Source organism: Ralstonia pickettii, assembly GCF_001699815.1.
Classification (GTDB): domain Bacteria; phylum Pseudomonadota; class Gammaproteobacteria; order Burkholderiales; family Burkholderiaceae; genus Ralstonia; species Ralstonia thomasii.
In genome coordinates this window covers 1-16,076 of sequence record NZ_MCGB01000074.1, presented here as the reverse complement: position 1 = coordinate 16,076, position 16,076 = coordinate 1, and the positions used below count along the sequence as shown (strand labels likewise).

General features: G+C 64.7%; 17 protein-coding genes. 13 read left to right on the top strand and 4 right to left on the bottom strand.

All coding sequences use genetic code 11. From position 1 onward, the window contains the following. The first annotated feature begins 67 nt into the window (after positions 1-67). The 7 genes from BEK68_RS15040 to BEK68_RS15010 all read left to right on the top strand — a co-directional run bounded on the left by BEK68_RS15040 (position 68) and on the right by BEK68_RS15010 (position 6,793). The gene (locus tag BEK68_RS15040) at positions 68-1,729 is read left to right on the top strand and encodes a nitrite/sulfite reductase (RefSeq protein WP_009241287.1); all 1,662 of its coding nucleotides are present in this window, start codon (positions 68-70) and stop codon (positions 1,727-1,729) included. 18 nt (positions 1,730-1,747) lie between these two features. Beyond that, positions 1,748-2,296: a DUF934 domain-containing protein gene (locus BEK68_RS15035; RefSeq protein WP_009241286.1), complete on the top strand. Its 549-nt coding sequence runs from the start codon at positions 1,748-1,750 to the stop codon at positions 2,294-2,296. Beyond that, a complete protein-coding gene (locus tag BEK68_RS15030; RefSeq protein WP_004632050.1) occupies positions 2,293-3,096 on the top strand; it encodes a phosphoadenylyl-sulfate reductase in 804 nt (267 codons plus the stop codon). Before BEK68_RS15035 ends, BEK68_RS15030 begins: the two co-directional genes overlap by 4 nt. 10 nt (positions 3,097-3,106) lie before the next feature. Next, the gene (gene cysD, locus BEK68_RS15025; RefSeq protein WP_009241285.1) at positions 3,107-4,057 is read left to right on the top strand and encodes a sulfate adenylyltransferase subunit CysD; all 951 of its coding nucleotides are present in this window, start codon (positions 3,107-3,109) and stop codon (positions 4,055-4,057) included. 2 nt (positions 4,058-4,059) lie between these two features. Then, a complete protein-coding gene (locus BEK68_RS15020) occupies positions 4,060-5,391 on the top strand; it encodes a sulfate adenylyltransferase subunit 1 (RefSeq protein ID WP_009241284.1) in 1,332 nt (443 codons plus the stop codon). A gap of 56 nt (positions 5,392-5,447) precedes the next feature. Next, positions 5,448-6,257, top strand: a complete 810-nt coding sequence (gene cobA, locus BEK68_RS15015; RefSeq protein WP_004632057.1) for a uroporphyrinogen-III C-methyltransferase — start codon at positions 5,448-5,450, stop codon at positions 6,255-6,257. Between the two features lie 134 nt (positions 6,258-6,391). Beyond that, positions 6,392-6,793 carry a 5-carboxymethyl-2-hydroxymuconate Delta-isomerase gene (locus BEK68_RS15010; RefSeq protein WP_004632059.1) on the top strand — a complete coding sequence of 134 codons (402 nt, stop codon included), beginning with the start codon at positions 6,392-6,394 and terminating at the stop codon, positions 6,791-6,793. Between the two features lie 10 nt (positions 6,794-6,803). On the opposite strand, the gene BEK68_RS15005 is transcribed toward BEK68_RS15010, so the two are convergent. The 3 genes from BEK68_RS15005 to lptF are packed head-to-tail and all read right to left on the bottom strand — an operon-like array spanning position 6,804 to position 9,486. After that, positions 6,804-7,175, bottom strand: a complete 372-nt coding sequence (locus BEK68_RS15005) for a sirohydrochlorin chelatase (protein ID WP_004632061.1) — start codon at positions 7,173-7,175, stop codon at positions 6,804-6,806. Then, positions 7,175-8,368, bottom strand: a complete 1,194-nt coding sequence (gene lptG / locus BEK68_RS15000; protein WP_009241283.1) for an LPS export ABC transporter permease LptG — start codon at positions 8,366-8,368, stop codon at positions 7,175-7,177. Before lptG ends, BEK68_RS15005 begins: the two co-directional genes overlap by 1 nt. After that, positions 8,368-9,486, bottom strand: a complete 1,119-nt coding sequence (lptF, locus tag BEK68_RS14995) for an LPS export ABC transporter permease LptF (protein WP_004632066.1) — start codon at positions 9,484-9,486, stop codon at positions 8,368-8,370. The genes lptG and lptF overlap by 1 nt, the downstream gene beginning before the upstream one ends. A 138-nt stretch (positions 9,487-9,624) precedes the next feature. Here lptF and BEK68_RS14990 point away from each other — a divergent pair, with 138 nt between their 5' ends. Genes BEK68_RS14990 through BEK68_RS14980 form a run of 3 tightly spaced genes read left to right on the top strand, consistent with a single transcriptional unit; the run spans position 9,625 to position 12,006 of the window. Next, complete coding sequence (locus BEK68_RS14990; RefSeq protein WP_009241282.1) at positions 9,625-11,133, top strand: leucyl aminopeptidase; 1,509 nt, start codon at positions 9,625-9,627, stop codon at positions 11,131-11,133. Between the two features lie 22 nt (positions 11,134-11,155). Further along, the gene (locus BEK68_RS14985; RefSeq protein WP_009241281.1) at positions 11,156-11,584 is read left to right on the top strand and encodes a DNA polymerase III subunit chi; all 429 of its coding nucleotides are present in this window, start codon (positions 11,156-11,158) and stop codon (positions 11,582-11,584) included. Further along, a complete protein-coding gene (locus tag BEK68_RS14980) occupies positions 11,581-12,006 on the top strand; it encodes a DUF2486 family protein (RefSeq protein ID WP_009241280.1) in 426 nt (141 codons plus the stop codon). The genes BEK68_RS14985 and BEK68_RS14980 overlap by 4 nt, the downstream gene beginning before the upstream one ends. A gap of 55 nt (positions 12,007-12,061) precedes the next feature. On the opposite strand, the gene ilvD is transcribed toward BEK68_RS14980, so the two are convergent. Next, positions 12,062-13,735, bottom strand: coding sequence for a dihydroxy-acid dehydratase (ilvD, locus tag BEK68_RS14975; RefSeq protein ID WP_009241279.1), 1,674 nt, complete (start codon positions 13,733-13,735; stop codon positions 12,062-12,064). Between the two features lie 128 nt (positions 13,736-13,863). Here ilvD and BEK68_RS14970 point away from each other — a divergent pair, with 128 nt between their 5' ends. The 3 genes from BEK68_RS14970 to BEK68_RS14960 all read left to right on the top strand — a co-directional run. Next, a complete protein-coding gene (locus BEK68_RS14970; RefSeq protein WP_009241278.1) occupies positions 13,864-14,808 on the top strand; it encodes a LysR family transcriptional regulator in 945 nt (314 codons plus the stop codon). Positions 14,809-14,822: 14 nt separating this feature from the next. Beyond that, positions 14,823-15,725 (top strand): prolipoprotein diacylglyceryl transferase, encoded by a 903-nt coding sequence (lgt, locus tag BEK68_RS14965; RefSeq protein WP_009241277.1) that lies wholly within the window; start codon positions 14,823-14,825, stop codon positions 15,723-15,725. A 111-nt stretch (positions 15,726-15,836) separates the two neighbouring features. Next, a partial coding sequence (locus BEK68_RS14960) for a helix-turn-helix domain-containing protein (protein ID WP_249262926.1) occupies positions 15,837-16,076 on the top strand: 240 nt, incomplete at its 3' end.

Sequence of the window (16,076 nt, the reverse complement as noted above, 5' to 3'; positions counted from 1 at the left end):
CGCCATAACGAAACGCATTCCCCCAATTGAATCGCACGCCGGCCCAGCCGGATTGGACCGAACAGTCATGTACCAATACGACGCTTACGATCACCGCCTCGTCGCCGACCGCGTCGCGCAGTTCCGCGACCAGGTGCGCCGCCGCATTTCGGGCGAACTGACGGAAGAAGAGTTTCTGCCGCTGCGCCTGCAGAATGGTCTGTACTACCAGCGCCACGCCTACATGCTGCGCGTGGCGATTCCGTATGGCCACCTGCGCGCCAAGCAACTGCGCATGCTCAGCCACATCGCCGCCGAGCACGACCGCGGCTACGGCCACTTCAGCACGCGCCAGAACATCCAGTACAACTGGATCGAGCTGGAGCAGGTGCCCGACATCCTGGCCAAGCTGGCCTCGGTGGAAATGCACGCCATCCAGACCTCGGGCAACTGCATCCGCAACATCACGACCGACCAGTTTGCCGGCGTGGCACCGGACGAGGTGATCGACGCGCGCCCGCTGGCGGAAATCCTGCGCCAATGGTCGACGTTCATCCCCGAGTTCGCGTTCCTGCCGCGCAAGTTCAAGATTGCCGTGTCGGCCTCGCGAGACGACCGCGCCGTGACGCAACTGCATGACATCGGCGTCTACGCCTATGAGAAGGACGGGCAGACGCTGCTGCGCATCCTGGCCGGCGGCGGCATGGGCCGCACGCCGATCCTGGGCGCAATCATCAAGGAAGACCTGCCGTGGCAGCACATGCTGTCGTACATCGAGGCCGCCGTGCGCGTGTACAACCGCTACGGCCGCCGCGACAACAAGTACAAGGCGCGTATCAAGATTCTCGTGAAGGCCATCGGCGCTGAGGAATTTGCGCGCCAGGTGGAAGAAGAGTGGCAGCACATCAAGGACGGCCCGTCGACCATCACGCAGGCCGAGTTCGACCGCGTGGCGCAGTTCTTCGCGCCGCCCGCGTATGAAAAGCTGGCCGACACCGACGCTGCCTATGAAAAGGCGCTACTGGAGAACAAGGCGTTCGCCCGCTGGGTGAGCCGCAACGTGCATCCGCACCGTGTGCCGGGCTATGCCGCTGTCACGCTCTCGCTCAAGCCGGGCGCGGCGCTGCCCCCGGGCGACGCCACGGCCGAGCAGATGGCGCTGGTGGCGGATTGGTCCGAGCGGTTCGGTTTTGGCGAGGTGCGTGTCGCGCACGAGCAAAACCTGATCCTGCCGGACGTGAAGAAGCACGACTTGCTGGAGCTGTGGCAGCTGGCAAAGGAGCACGGCATGGCCACCGCCAACATCGGCCTGCTGACCGACATCATTGCGTGCCCGGGCGGTGACTTCTGCTCGCTGGCCAACGCCAAGTCGATCCCCATCGCGCAGGCGATTCAGGCGCGCTTCGACGATCTCGATTACGTGCACGACCTGGGCGAGCTGTCGCTCAACATCTCGGGTTGCATCAACTCGTGCGGTCACCACCACGTCGGCAACATCGGCATCCTGGGTGTCGATAAGCACGAAGAAGAGTGGTACCAGGTGTCGCTGGGCGGCGCACAGGGCAACGACTCGGCGATCGGCAAGATCATCGGCCCGTCGTTCAAGGCCGAAGAAATGCCCGACGTGATCGAGCGCATCATCGATACCTTCGTCGCCAACCGCACGGAAGACGAACGCTTCATCGACACCTATCACCGCATCGGCATGGCCCCGTTCAAGGAACGCGTCTACGCCCGTGCAGAAGCCTGAAAGCCGAGGGAAACGAACATGAGCAAGATCATCAAGCTGCAAAACGGTGCCCCGCAAATCGTGGCTGACGAATGGACCGTGCTGCGCACCCCGGAAGGTGGTGAGCTGACGCAAGCCGATGTGGACGCCGCCGCGCACGCCATCGTGCCGCTGCCCTATTGGGAAGCCCACCGCGACGCACTGCTCGCCCGCGCCCGCGCCGGCACACTGGCCGTCTGGCTCGCTCCGGACGACGAGCCGTTCGCGCTGGAGGCAGACCTGCCCAGCTTGTCGCTGGTGGCGGTGGATTTCCCGGTCTTCCGTGATGGCCGTGGCTACAGCACCGCGTTCCTGCTGCGCCAGCGCCTGGGCTTCACGCGTGAGTTGCGTGCCATCGGCGACGTGCTGCGCGATCAACTGGACTTCATGCGCCGTTGCGGTTTCGACGCTTACGCCGTGCGCGCAGACAAGAACATCGACGATGCACTGAACGGCTTCGGCGAGATCAGCGTGCGCTACCAAGGCGCCGTCGACGAGCCGCGTCCGTTGTTCCGCCGCGAGCGTGCTACCGAGGCGAGCGCAGTATGAGCGAGTTCCAAGAGGCTGCCCTGTCCGAGGTGCCGGTGTCCGCTATCGGGCGCCCGGTGCTGTGGACGCGTCCGGTCTACACCGGCACGGCTGAAGCCCTCGCTGCGAAGGAAGCCGCGCTGTTCGAGCGCCTGGCCGAGATTGCCGCCAGGCACGGCGTGGCAAAGTTCGCCACCAGCCTGGCAGCCGAAGACATGGTCGTGACCGATGCGATCCTGCGCAGCCCCCAGGCCGTGCGGGCGCACCTGCCGATCTTCACGCTGCAGACCGGCCGTCTGCACGCCGAAACGCTGGCGATGCTCGAGCGCATCCGCGAGCACTACGGTTATGTGATCGAGCAATACGCACCGGATGCCCGCGCAGTGGAAGCCTACGTCCGTGACCACGGCCTGAACGCCTTCTACGACAGCATCGAACTGCGCAAGGCCTGCTGCAACATCCGCAAGGTGGTGCCGCTGAATCGCGCGCTCAAAGATGCCGACGCATGGCTGACGGGCCAGCGACGCGAGCAGGCCGTCACCCGTGCCGACCTGCCGTTTGCTGAAGACGACGACGCCCGCGGCATCGCCAAGTACAACCCGCTGTTCGACTGGTCCGAGCCTGAAGTCTGGGCCTACCTCGAGCAGCACAACGTGCCCACCAACGCGCTGCACGACAAGGGCTATCCCAGCATTGGCTGCGAGCCTTGCACGCGTGCGGTGCGCGCTGGTGAGGATGTGCGCGCCGGCCGCTGGTGGTGGGAATCGCGCGACAGCAAGGAATGCGGTCTGCATGCGACGAATCTGTCGCAAAAGAGCTAAGGAAAGGAACATGGGAGTCATGAGCGAAATCCCCGGCACGGCATTGACGCCTGTGCAGAACGAGCACCTCGACTGGCTGGAAGCCGAGTCGATCTACATCATCCGCGAGGTGGTGGCCGAGTGCCGCAACCCGGCGCTGCTGTTCTCGGGCGGCAAGGATTCGATCGTCATGCTGCATCTGGCGCTCAAGGCCTTCCGCCTGGGCGAGCGCAAGATCGAGCTGCCGTTCCCGCTGGTGCACATCGACACGGGTCACAACTACCCCGAGGTGATCACCTTCCGCGACGAGCAGGTCGCCAAGCTGGGTGCTCGCCTGGTGGTGGGCCATGTGGAGGATTCCATCAAGCGCGGCACCGTGCGCCTGCGTAAAGAGACCGATTCGCGCAACGCCGCACAGGCCGTCACGCTGCTGGAGACGATCGAATCGCACGGCTTCGACGCCCTGATGGGCGGTGCCCGCCGCGACGAAGAAAAGGCCCGTGCGAAGGAGCGCATCTTCTCGTTCCGCGACGAGTTCGGCCAGTGGGATCCGAAGGCCCAGCGCCCGGAACTCTGGAGCTTGTACAACGCACGCATGGCGCAGGGCGAGCAGATGCGCGTGTTCCCGATCTCCAACTGGACGGAACTCGACGTGTGGCAGTACATCGCCCGCGAGAACCTCGCCCTGCCGCCGATCTACTACGCGCACGAGCGTGAAGTGGTGCGCAAGAACGGCCTGCTGGTGCCCGTCACGTCGATCACGCCCAAGGCCGACGGCGACGTGAGCGAAGTCCTGTCGGTGCGCTTCCGCACCGTGGGCGACATCAGCTGCACATGCCCGGTGGCGAGCACCGCCGCCACGCCGGCCGAGATCATCGCCGAGACGGCCGTGACCGAAATCACCGAACGCGGCGCCACGCGCATGGACGACCAGACGAGCGAAGCCTCGATGGAAAAGCGCAAGAAGGAAGGGTATTTCTGATCATGACGACGAATTCGACGCACCCAGCGACGCATCCTGCATCGCACCAAGGCCTGCTGCGCTTCATCACCGCCGGTTCCGTTGACGACGGCAAGAGCACGCTGATTGGCCGCTTGCTGTACGACAGCAAGGCCGTGCTGACCGACCAGTTGCAAGCGCTGGCCAACGCCAAGAACAAACGCACTGCCGGCGAGCAGATCGACTTCTCGCTGCTGACCGACGGCCTGGAAGCCGAGCGCGAGCAGGGCATCACGATTGACGTGGCGTACCGCTATTTCTCGACCGCGCGCCGCAAGTTCATCATTGCGGATACGCCGGGCCACGAGCAGTACACGCGCAACATGGTGACCGGCGCCTCGACCGCGCACGCCGCCATCATCCTGATCGATGCCACGCGTGTGACGACCGTTGACGGCAAGACGGAGTTGCTGGCTCAGACCAAGCGCCATTCTGCCATCGTGAAACTGCTGGAACTGCAGCACGTGATCGTGGCCATCAACAAGATGGACCTGGTCGACTACAGCGAAGCGCGCTTCAACGAAATCCGTACCGCCTACGATGCACTGGCCGCACAACTCGGCTTGCGCGACGTGCGCTACGTGCCGGTGTCTGCGCTGCGCGGCGACAATATCGTTCATGCGTCCGAAGCCATGCCGTGGTACCAGGGCGAGCCGCTGCTGGCGCTGCTGGAAGACTTGAAGGTGGAAGAGACCGCCCCGGCGGGCGACGATGCGCTGCGCTTCCCGGTGCAGCTGGTGGCGCGCCAGGACGGCTCGCAGGCCGATGATTTCCGCGGCTACATGGGCCGTGTGGAAGCCGGCACCGTGCGCGTCGGCCAAGCCGTGCGCGTGCTGCCCGCCAACCGCGAAACCACGGTGGCCGAAGTGCTGACGCCCAATGGCGCAGCTGATTCCGCCGGCCCCGGCGAGACCATTACCGTGCGCCTGGCCGACGACGTGGACATCTCCCGCGGCGACACGATCGTCGCTGCCCCGACCACGGCAGCCAATGCCGCCAAGAAGCTGCATGCCGACCTGTGCTGGTTCGACGAGCATGAGCTGAATCCGGCCCGCAAGTACGTGCTCAAGCACACGACCGCCACCGTGTTCGCACGCGTGTCGGATGTGGAGCGCGTGCTGGACGTGCATACGCTGTCGCACGAGACCGGCCGCAAGCAGATCGCGCTCAACGATATCGGTACGGTCAACATCAGCCTGCAGAAGCCGATCGTCTGCGACGCATATGGCGACAACCCGGCCACCGGCGCATTCATCCTGGTGGACGAAGCCACGCACCATACGGTGGCGGCTGGCATGATCCGTGCATTTTCCTAATGTGGATGGCGCGTGCTAAGTTGCGCGCCGCAGGAAAAAGCAAAGGAATCCAGGCAATGGAAGCGAAGACCCCCAAAACACTTGGCCACGTGAGCCTGATTGGTGCGGGCCCCGGCGCCGCGGACCTCATCACGGTGCGCGGTGCACGATTGTTGGGCGAAGCCGAGGTCGTGCTGCATGACGCACTGGTCTCGCCGGAGGTCTTCCAGTACTGCCCGCAGGCCGTGTTGATTGCGGTCGGCAAGCGCTGCGGCAAGCGTTCGACCGCGCAGCGCTTCATCAATCGCCAACTCGTCGATCTGGCCACCAAATATCAGCGCGTCGTGCGCCTGAAGGGGGGCGATCCGATGCTGTTCGGCCGTGCCGACGAGGAACTGCAGGCGCTCGAGCAGGCCGGCATCGACTACGAAGTCGTCCCGGGCATTACGGCGGCGCTGGCAGCCGCGTCCGCCATTCGTCAACCCTTGACCAAGCGCGGCGTTGCCCGCAGCGTCGCGTTTGTTACGCAAGCCAAGGCGACCGACCCGGACACGCCGCAACCCGAAGGCGCCGTGCCGGAACCCGTAGCGCAGGCCGATTCGCTCGTCTACTACATGGGCCGTGATCAGGCCGCCTCCATCGCAGCAGACCTGATCGCACGTGGCCGCGCGCCGTCCACCCCCGCTTGGGTGGTCGAGGCTGCCACCACGCCCGAGCAGCGCTCGGCGTGCTTCACGCTGCAGCAGATGGCCAATGGCGCCGCCGCGGAGTGGATCAACGCCGAGCATCCGAGCCTGCTGATGATCGGCGACGCGTTGGCCGTGCGGGCATCGGCGGCCGCATCTGAACCCGCGCTCGACGCGCATCCCCATAGCTTGGCCGCCTGAGCTGCGCTCGGCGCGCCAGCGCTTTCTCTCACTCCCCCTTCTTCACGCAGTAAAAACCCGCCCGGGTACAGCGACAACGCTGCCGGGCATGAGATGCTTTGACCTATTTCATTCTCCGGGGGGAGATCAGTGCCATGCCGCACGTCATCATCGAATACACCGCCAATGTCGAGGCCGATGCGCGCATTCCTGAGCTGATGCGCGTGCTTAACGATGTGCTGATCGGCTATGCGGATGTGTTTCCCATTGGTGGCATCCGCACGCGCGCGCTGCGCCTCGACCAATACCGCATGGCCGATGGCGCGGAAGACGATGCCTTCATCCACGTGACGTTCCGCATCAAGGCGGGGCGGCGCAAAGCCGTGACGGGGCCGATCTGTGCAGCGATGTTCGCCGCCATGCGTGCGCATCTGGCCGACGTGTTTGCGCGCCGTTATCTCGGGTTGACACTGGAACTGGTGGAGTTCGGCGCGCATGGCTTTCACGTCGAGAACAACGTGCATGCGCGCTTCGCGCGCGCGGCAGAACCGCAGTAGGGCGTCTGGTTTAGCCCAGTTGCCGGACGCAGTAACCCGCGATGGCGTCGAGTACGGCGTCGTCTTCGCCAACGGCGTCGGCGCAGCGGATGGAGAGGGCGGGATGCGCCTGCGTGCATTGCGCGACCAGCGCAGGCAGATCGCGCCGCAGGTGGCCGCCCTGGCCGAAGAACACGGGCACGATGGTGATGCTCTGCGTGCCGTTTGCGGCCAGGTCAGCGATGGTGCCCGGCAGATCGGGCGCCATCAGTTCGAGAAAGGCGAGGCGCGTGTCAACGTCGGGCTGCTGCGCAGCCAAACGCTCGCGCAGGCGGTCGAACGGTTCACGCCAGCGCGCGTCGCGCGCGCCGTGCGCAAACAGGACAAGTGCACGGCCAGCCATCAGTGGCGCTCCACCCAGCGCAGGCTGACCAGCGCCAGTGCCAGATACAGCGCGCCCGGCACGATGGCCGTGAAGATGGCCGGCCACGTGTTCAGCAGGCCGACGTGCGAGAAGAGGTTGTTCACCAGCTGGAACGACAACCCGAGCATGATGCCGCCGAACACCTTCAGGCCGACCGCACCTGCACGTGCGTGCAGATACGCAAAAGGCAGGGCCAGCGCCATCATCACCAGCACGGTGAACGGATAGACCACCTTCTTCCACAGCGCGATCTCGTAGCGCTGCGTGTCCTGCTTGTTGTCGCGCAGGTGGCGGATGTACTGGAAGAGGTCCAGCGTGGCCATGCGGTCGGGCGTGACCATCAGCACCGACAGGATCTGCGGCGTGAGTTCCGAGCGCATCTCCTGGTGCGGCAGCTTGGTCTGCTCGCCGCGGAAGTCGGGCGCCAGCGCGTCCGGCGCGCCGGGCACGGCCTGCACCGTGTCTTGCGGGGCAACCGTGCCGGGCTTGCGCGGGAATTCAACGAAGCGTGTCTCCGTCACGTCGTTCAGTTGCCAGTTCTGGTGGCCCTGGTAGCGCGCCTGATCCGCCACGCGAATCGAACTCAGGCGGTAATCCGAATCGAACTCATAGATGCGCAGGCCCTTGATGGACTGGTCCGGCTGCAGCGCGCCCACGTTGACGAAGCGGGTGACTTCGCCGCCCGTGCCGTCCGGCTTTGCGGGGCCGCGGTCCTTCACCCACACGCCCGAACGGAAGCCGGCCGACACCGTCGCGCCCAGCGCTTCCAGTCGCACTTTCTGTGCGTACTCTTCCGCTTTCGGCCCGATGAATTCACCAAAGAGGTACGTGACGAGCGCCAGCGGCAGCGCAATCTTGAACAATGACAGTAGCGCACGCCGCGTATCGAGCCCGGCCACGCGAAAGATCGTGAACTCCGACTGGCTGGCCATCTGCGAGAACACGTAGATGGCGCTGATGAGCGCGGCCACCGGAATCACTTCGTACACACGTGTCGGCGCCTGCAGCATCACGTGGAAGAACGCGACCAGCGTGGTGTAGCGTCCGACCACCGAGCCCAGCTCGCCCAGCATGTCGAAGAAGATGAACAGCGCCAGCACCGCAAACAGGATGAAGACGAACACGCCGTAGATCTGACGCGCGAAGTACTTCTCATAGACCGGCATCTTCATCACGCACCCGCCTTCTTGGGTGCGAAGCCCAGCAGGGCAGAAATGCCCTTCAGGCCGGCCGCGCTGTAGTGGCGGAAGCGGAACAGCAGCACCGCACAGATGAAGGCGGCCAGGTGGATCGGCCACCAAGCCATGAACACGTTCATCTTGCCCTGCGAAACCCACGCTTGCGACAGGTTCAACAGGTTCGAATACGTCAGGTAGATCAGCACCGCGAAGATCATCGGTGTGTAGCGGCCCAGGCGCGGATTGACGTAGGCCAGCGGAATGGCGATCAGCACAAAGTTTAGCGCCAGCAGAGGCAGGCCGATCCGCCATACCAGTTCGCCCAGGTTTTCGGGCGTCGGGTCGGCGAGCAAATCCTTTGTGGAGCGGCTCTTGGTCGGCAGGTTGGCGTCTGCCTGCGGTGGCTTGTTGGCGACCTTCACGCCGTATTTGTCGAATTCGACGATGCGGTAGTCGAGCTTGCCGGGGGTGCCTTCATAGCGGCGGCCCTTGTCGAGCACGACAAAGCGGTCGCCATTGGGCATGGTCTTGAATTCGCCGGTCTTGGCCACCGCCACGCCGATCTTGTCCTGCTCGGCATTGGCGACGAACAGGTTGCGGGCGTGCTTCATGCCGCTATCGACGCCCTCGATGAAGAGCACATAGTTGCCGTGCGCGGGCTCGATGAAGCGGCCGGCGGAGATCATCGACAGCACATCGCGTTGCTCGAAGCGGTCTCGAAACAGCGCGCTCTGCTGGTTGGCCCACGGCCAGCCGAACAGCGCCAGCAGCGCCACCAGCACGATGAACGGCAGCGAGAAGCGCAGAACCGGTCGGATGAAATCCGTCAGGCTGATGCCCGAGGTGAACCACACCACCATCTCGGAATCCTTGTACCAGCGCGTCAGCACCAGCAACACCGAGATGAACAGCGTGGCGCACAGCAGAATCGCCAGGTAGCCCAGCGTTGCCAGGCCGATAAGGAGCAGGACGTCATTCGGGTTGGCCTCGCCGTTGGCGGCCATGCCGAGAATGCGGATCACCAGGGTGGTCAGCATGAACGTCAGCAGCACGAGGAAGACGGCGCCGGCGGTAAAGGACAGCTCGCGTCGCAGGGCTTGTTCGAAAATCATGCGGATGCGGGAAGGGGGAGGGCGAGGTCTGGGCCAAGGTTGGGACGATGCGTGCCCCATCCAGGTTCCATCGGAGCCCCCGCGCAAAATGGCGGATAATGTGGGCTTTCGTTGACTCGCCTCATAGAGAGAAGCGCGATGGAATTTAGCACAAAAGCCCTGGACTGGGCCAAAGCGGGCGCCCTGGCTGCCAAGAGCGATTGCCTCGTGATCGGTCTGTTCGAGTCGCAGACCTTGGCTGGCGCCGCAAAGGCGCTGGACGTGGCCACCAAGGGCCTGGTCGCCCGCCTCGTCAAGCTGGGCGACTTCGAAGGCAAGCGCGGCACGTCGCTGCTGCTGCACGAAGTGGCCGGCGTGGGCGCTGCCCGCGTGCTGCTGGTCGGCCTGGGCAAGGAAGCCGACTTTACCGACCGCGCTTACGCTGAAGCCGTGCGCACCGCACTGCGCGCGCTGGCCAGCACCAAGGCCGCCAGCGTGACATGGACGCTCACCGAGCACACCGCGCGCGACAAGGACACCGCCTGGGCCGTGTTGACCGCCGTCACGCTTATCCGCGAAGCCAGCTACCGCTTTATCGAGCGCCATCCGGAACTCAAGAGCAAGCGCGACAAGAACGGTACCGGTTTGCGCAAGCTCGTGCTGGCCGTGCCGGCTGCCGACGCCAAGACAGCCAGCGTGGCTGCCGCCCGCGGCACCGCCATCGCCAACGGCATGGACCTCACGCGTGATCTGGGCAACCTGCCGTCCAACATCTGCACGCCGACGTACCTGGCCAACACCGCACGCCAGATCGCCAAGGATTTCAAGCTCAAGGTTGAAGTGCTTGGCCGCAAGCAGATCGAAGCCCTAAAGATGGGCGCCTTCCTGGCCGTGACCAAGGGCAGCGTCGAGCCGCCGGCGTTCATCGTGCTGCGCTACGAGGGAGGTCCGGCCAAGCAGGCCCCGGTGGTGCTGGTCGGCAAGGGCATCACGTTTGATACGGGTGGCATCTCGCTCAAGCCGGGCGAGGGCATGGACGAGATGAAGTACGACATGTGCGGCGCCGCTTCGGTGCTGGGCACGTTGCGTGCCGTGGCCGAAATGGGCCTCAAGCAGAACGTCATTGCCGTGGTGCCGACCTGCGAGAACATGCCCAGCGGCATCGCCACCAAGCCGGGTGACGTGGTGACCAGCATGTCGGGCCAGACCATCGAGATCTTGAACACCGACGCCGAAGGCCGCCTGATCCTCTGCGATGCGCTCACCTATGTGGAGCGCTTCAAGCCGGCCGTGGTGATCGACGTGGCCACGCTCACGGGCGCCTGCATCATTGCCCTGGGCCACATCAACACCGGCATGTACGCCCGCAGCGATGCACTGGCCGATGCGTTGGTAGCGGCGGGCAAGCAGTCGCTCGATACCGCGTGGCGCATGCCGCTGGACGAGGAGTACCAGGAACAGCTCAAATCCAACTTTGCGGACATGGGCAACATCGGCGGCCGCCCGGCCGGCAGCGTGACGGCAGCCTGCTTCCTGGCGCGCTTTACTGAAAAGTACGACTGGGCCCACCTCGACATCGCCGGTACGGCCTGGAAGAGCGGTGCAGCCAAGGGCGCCACGGGCCGCCCGGTGCCGTTGCTGACGCGCTTCCTGATGGACCGCGGTTGATCAGCCGGAGGCACTGCACCGTATGACCCGCGTCGATTTCCACAGCAACGTGCCTGGCAAACTGGCGTATGCCTGCCGGCTCGTGCGCAAGGCCTACGGCGCGGGCCAGAAAGTGATCGTGGTCGGAGATCAAGCTGCGCTGCAAGCGTTCGACACGCAGTTGTGGACGTTCAGCCAGCTCGATTTCCTGCCGCATTGTGGCCTGCGGCATCCCCTGGCTGCCCAGACGCCCATCCTGCTGGCCGATGCAACTGAACCGCTGGACGACGCGCCGCATCACGACATCCTGGTCAACCTGTCGCCCGAGCCGCCGGCGCTGTTCGCGCGCTTCAGCCGGTTGATCGAAATCGTGGGCGATGACGATGCCGATCGTGCCGCTGCGCGCGATCGCTTCCGTTTCTACCGCGATCGCGGTTATCCGATCCAACACCACGACGTGGGGCGCGCATGACCGACGGACGTTATCCCAGGTCCCACGCGGACAACAACATCCCTGTTCTGACGGAGATCGTCGAATTGGAGGACGCGGCACCCGCGGCAGCGCCCGCTGCGCCGCCGCGCGCGCCTGCTGAAGTGCCCAACGTGGACGTCCCGCCCGCCCTGCGCGAGCAGGGGCTTGCGCCCACGTCGGCCATGCCGCCCGCAGGCACTGATGCCGCCCGCGTGATGGGCGACGTGATGTGGCGTTTTCAATCCGAATGGCCGGCGTTGATCGAAGCGCAGTGCCGTGCCGCCATGGAGTCGCGCCTATCGCTGCTGAGCGAACAGTTGGCGGCGGAGCTGACCCGTACGCTGGAGGCCCGCCTGATGGATTGGCTGGGCGCCGCGCTGGACGATGCGCTGGCTGCGCAGCAGAAGCCGCCGCAGCGCTGATCGGATCAAGAAAAACCCGCCGTGTGGCGGGTTTTTTGTGGGTGTCGCCAACAACTCAGTCCGTTACCGCACCCTTGCTGGCCGTTGCTGCCAGTTTTGCAAACTTCGCCAGCACGCCACGCGTATAGCGCGGCGCAGGTTGCTTCCACGCGGCGCGGCGGCGGGCAAGCTCGTCGTCCGGCACGTTCAATTGCAGCAGCCGCTGGTGCGCGTCGATGGTGATCGAATCCCCTTCGTGCACCAATCCAATCGTGCCTCCCACGTAGGCTTCCGGTGCGACGTGGCCGACCACCATGCCCCACGTACCGCCCGAGAAGCGTCCGTCGGTAATGAAGCCGACTGACTCGCCCAGGCCCTTGCCGATGATGGCCGAGGTCGGGGCCAGCATCTCCGGCATGCCGGGGCCGCCCTTCGGCCCCAGATAGCGCAGCACCAGAATATCGCCGGCCTTGATCTGGTCGCCCAGGATCGCGCTCATCGCACTTTGCTCGTCCTCGAACACGCGGGCCGGGCCGGTGATGACGGGATTCTTCAGCCCGGTGATCTTCGCCACGGCGCCTTCTTCGGCCAGATTGCCCTTCAGGATGGCGAGGTGGCCTTCCTTGTAGAGCGCCTTGTCAATCGGCAGGATCACGTTCTGATCAGCGCGCGGCTGGTCGGGCACGTGGGCGAGTTCTTCCGCCAGCGTCTTGCCGGTGATGGTGATGCAATCGCCATGCAGCAGGCCGGCGTTGAGCAGCAGCTTCATCACCTGCGGGATGCCGCCGGCCTCGTGCAGGTCGGTGGCCACGTACTGGCCCGACGGCTTGAGGTTGCAGATGACGGGCACGCGCTGGCGCACCCGCTCGAAGTCGTCGATCGTCCATTCCACTTCCGCAGCGTGAGCGATGGCCAGGTAGTGCAGCACGGCGTTGGTCGAGCCACCGGTTGCCATGATGACGGCGACAGCGTTCTCGATGGACTTGCGCGTGATGATGTCGCGCGGCTTCAGGTCGCGGCGCACGGCATCAACCAACACGCGAGCGGATTCGGCGGCGCTGTCGACCTTCTCCTGATCGGGATTGGCCATCGTCGATGAATACAGCAACGACATGCCTAGCGCTTCAAACGACGAACTCATCGTGTTGGCCGTGTACATGCCGCCGCACGAACCGCTCGACGGGCAGGCGTTTTTTTCGATGCCCTCGAAGTCTTCCTCGCTCATGCGGCCGGCGGTGAATTCGCCCACGGCCTCGAACGACGAGACGATGGTCAGGTCCTTGCCCTTCCAGTGCCCCGGCTTGATGGTGCCGCCGTACACGTAGATGCCCGGCACATTCGTGCGCGCCAGGGCGATCATGCCGCCCGGCATGTTCTTGTCGCAGCCGCCGATGACGACCACACCGTCCATCCATTGGCCGTTGACGCAGGTCTCGATGCAGTCGGCAATCACTTCGCGCGAGATCAGCGAGAACTTCATGCCTTCCGTGCCCATCGACATGCCATCGGAAATGGTGGGCGTGCCGAAGATCTGCGGATTCGCGCGGGCGTCCTTTATTGCAGCCACGGCGGCATCGGCCAGCTTCTGCAGGCCCGAGTTGCATGGCGTGATGGTCGAATGGCCGTTGGCCACACCGATCATCGGATTGTTGAAGTCGTCTTTTGTGTAGCCCAGCGCGTAGTACATCGAGCGGTTGGGCGAGCGCGCCACGCCCTGAGTGATGTGCTGGGAACGCTTGTTGTCTGGCATGGGGGTCTCCGTGGGGTCGACTCTATCGTTGTAGTCAACGGCTTGGCGCCCAGCATGCGCTTGGAGAAACGACGCGTCAAATATATTATTAAGCGATTATTGAGTCGAATAATGTATCAATCGCTGATATGGATTTGCGCCAGCTTCGCTATTTCGTGACCGTTGCCGAGGAATTACATTTCGGGCGCGCCGCCGAGCGGCTTTCGATGACGCAGCCGCCGCTGTCGCAGCAGATTCGCGCGCTCGAAGACGAATTGGGCGTCACGCTGTTCCATCGCACGCAGCGCTCCGTGGCGCTGACGGCTGTCGGTGCGCGCTGGCTGGTTGAGGTGCGGCGTGTGCTGGCGGAGGCGAATGCACTGCCCGGGCTCGCGCAGCGGCTGGCGCGCGGCGAGGTCGGCTCGCTGTCGCTGTCCTTCGTCAGCACCGCCGATTACGGCATCCTGCCCGCCTTGCTGCGGCACTTTCGCGACGCGCGGCCCGATGTGCAGCTTCTGCTGCGCGAGGCCACCAGCGATGTGCAAATCGAAGCGCTCCTGGCCGGCGATGTGGATGCCGGCGTCGTGATTGCGCATCACGCCGGCTCCGTGCCGGGCGAGCTGGAATACCGCCCGATGGTGCGCGAGCGTCTCGTGCTGGCGGTGCCCGCGTCGCGCGCGGCGCAATGGGGCGTGGCGCCGGGCCAGGCGATTGCGCTGGCAGATGCAGCGGCCGAACCGCTCATCATCTTCCCGCGCCGGTCCGCGCCCGCGCTGTATGACATCATTACCGGCTATCATGCCGCGCACGGCGGCCGGCCCGGAGAATCTGGGGCTGCCACGCGCATCGGCCAGGAAGCCATCCAGATGCAGACCATCGTCAGCCTGGTCTCCGCCGAGATGGGCGTCGCGCTGGTGCCGGCATCGCTATGCAACCTCCAGCGTACCGGCGTGGTCTATCTCGAACTCGCCGCGCCAAGCCCGATCATCGAGACCGGGCTGGTGTGGCGACGCGATGCCGCTTCGCCGGTGCTGCCGTGGTTCGTGTCCAGTGCCGAAGCCGTCGCCAAGCTGCAAGAAGACAACCAAACCTGAAACCCACAGGATTCATGCTCATCCATCCGCAATTCGACCCCGTCGCCCTGCATCTGGGGCCGCTCGCCATCCGCTGGTACGGCCTGATGTATCTGGCGGCGTTCATCATGTTCCTGTGGTTCGGCCGACTGCGCACGCGCCAGCCGCACATCGCGGCCGAAGGCTGGACCGGCCGCGACCTTGACGACATGCTCTTCTACGGCGTGCTCGGTGTGATTCTCGGCGGGCGCCTGGGATACGTGCTGTTCTACAAGCCCGACTGGTATTTCGCCCACCCGCTCGACATCTTCAAGGTCTGGGAAGGCGGCATGGCCTTCCATGGCGGCTTCCTCGGTGTGGTCGTGGCGATGATGCTGTATGCGCGCATGCGCGGTCGATCGTGGATGCAGGTGACTGATTTCATCGCGCCGATGGTCCCGTGCGGTCTCGCAGCGGGGCGCCTTGGCAACTTCATCAACGGCGAGCTGTGGGGCCGTGTGTCGTCGCCCAACCTGCCGTGGTCGATGATGTTCCCGCAGGCACAGGGCGAAGACCGTGAATGGTTGCTTTCGCATGCGCAAGAGGCCGTCACCAGCGGCCTGCAGGCCGTTTTTGACCAGTACCACATGCTGCCGCGCCACCCCTCGCAGATCTACCAGTTCCTCGGCGAGGGCGTGCTGTTCTTCATCCTGCTGTGGCTGTATGCGCGCAAGCCGCGGCCGATGGGCGCGGTGTCCGGCGCATTCCTGCTTGGCTACGGCGTGTTCCGCTTCGCCGCGGAATTCGCGCGTGAGCCGGACAACTTCCTGGGCCTGCTCGCGGCGAACCTGTCGATGGGCCAGTGGCTGTCGCTGCCAATGATCCTGATCGGCATCGCCATGCTGGTCTGGTCCTATCGTCGTGCAGGCAACGGTGAAAAAAACCAGGCGCACGCCTGACGCAGCAACCGCGCAAAGAAAAAGCCACCGAACTTCGGTGGCTTTTTTCATGGAGCTGACCCGTCCTGAATAAGGTTGACACTTTTTCCCCGCCAGGGAGTGAGGGTCAAGATGGACGGGCAGAAGAAGCGAACGCAGAGGGACTACACGCTGGCTTTTAAGTTGGCAGTGGTTGAGCAGGTGGAAAAAGGCGAGCTGACCTACAAAGAGGCGCAGCGACGCTATGGCATTCAGGGTCGCTCGACGGTGCTGGTATGGTTGCGCAAGCACGGACGACAGGACTGGAGCGCCTCGGCGGCGGCCAAAACCACGATGGGAAATCAAACCAGCCAGCGCAAGCCGCTCACGCCT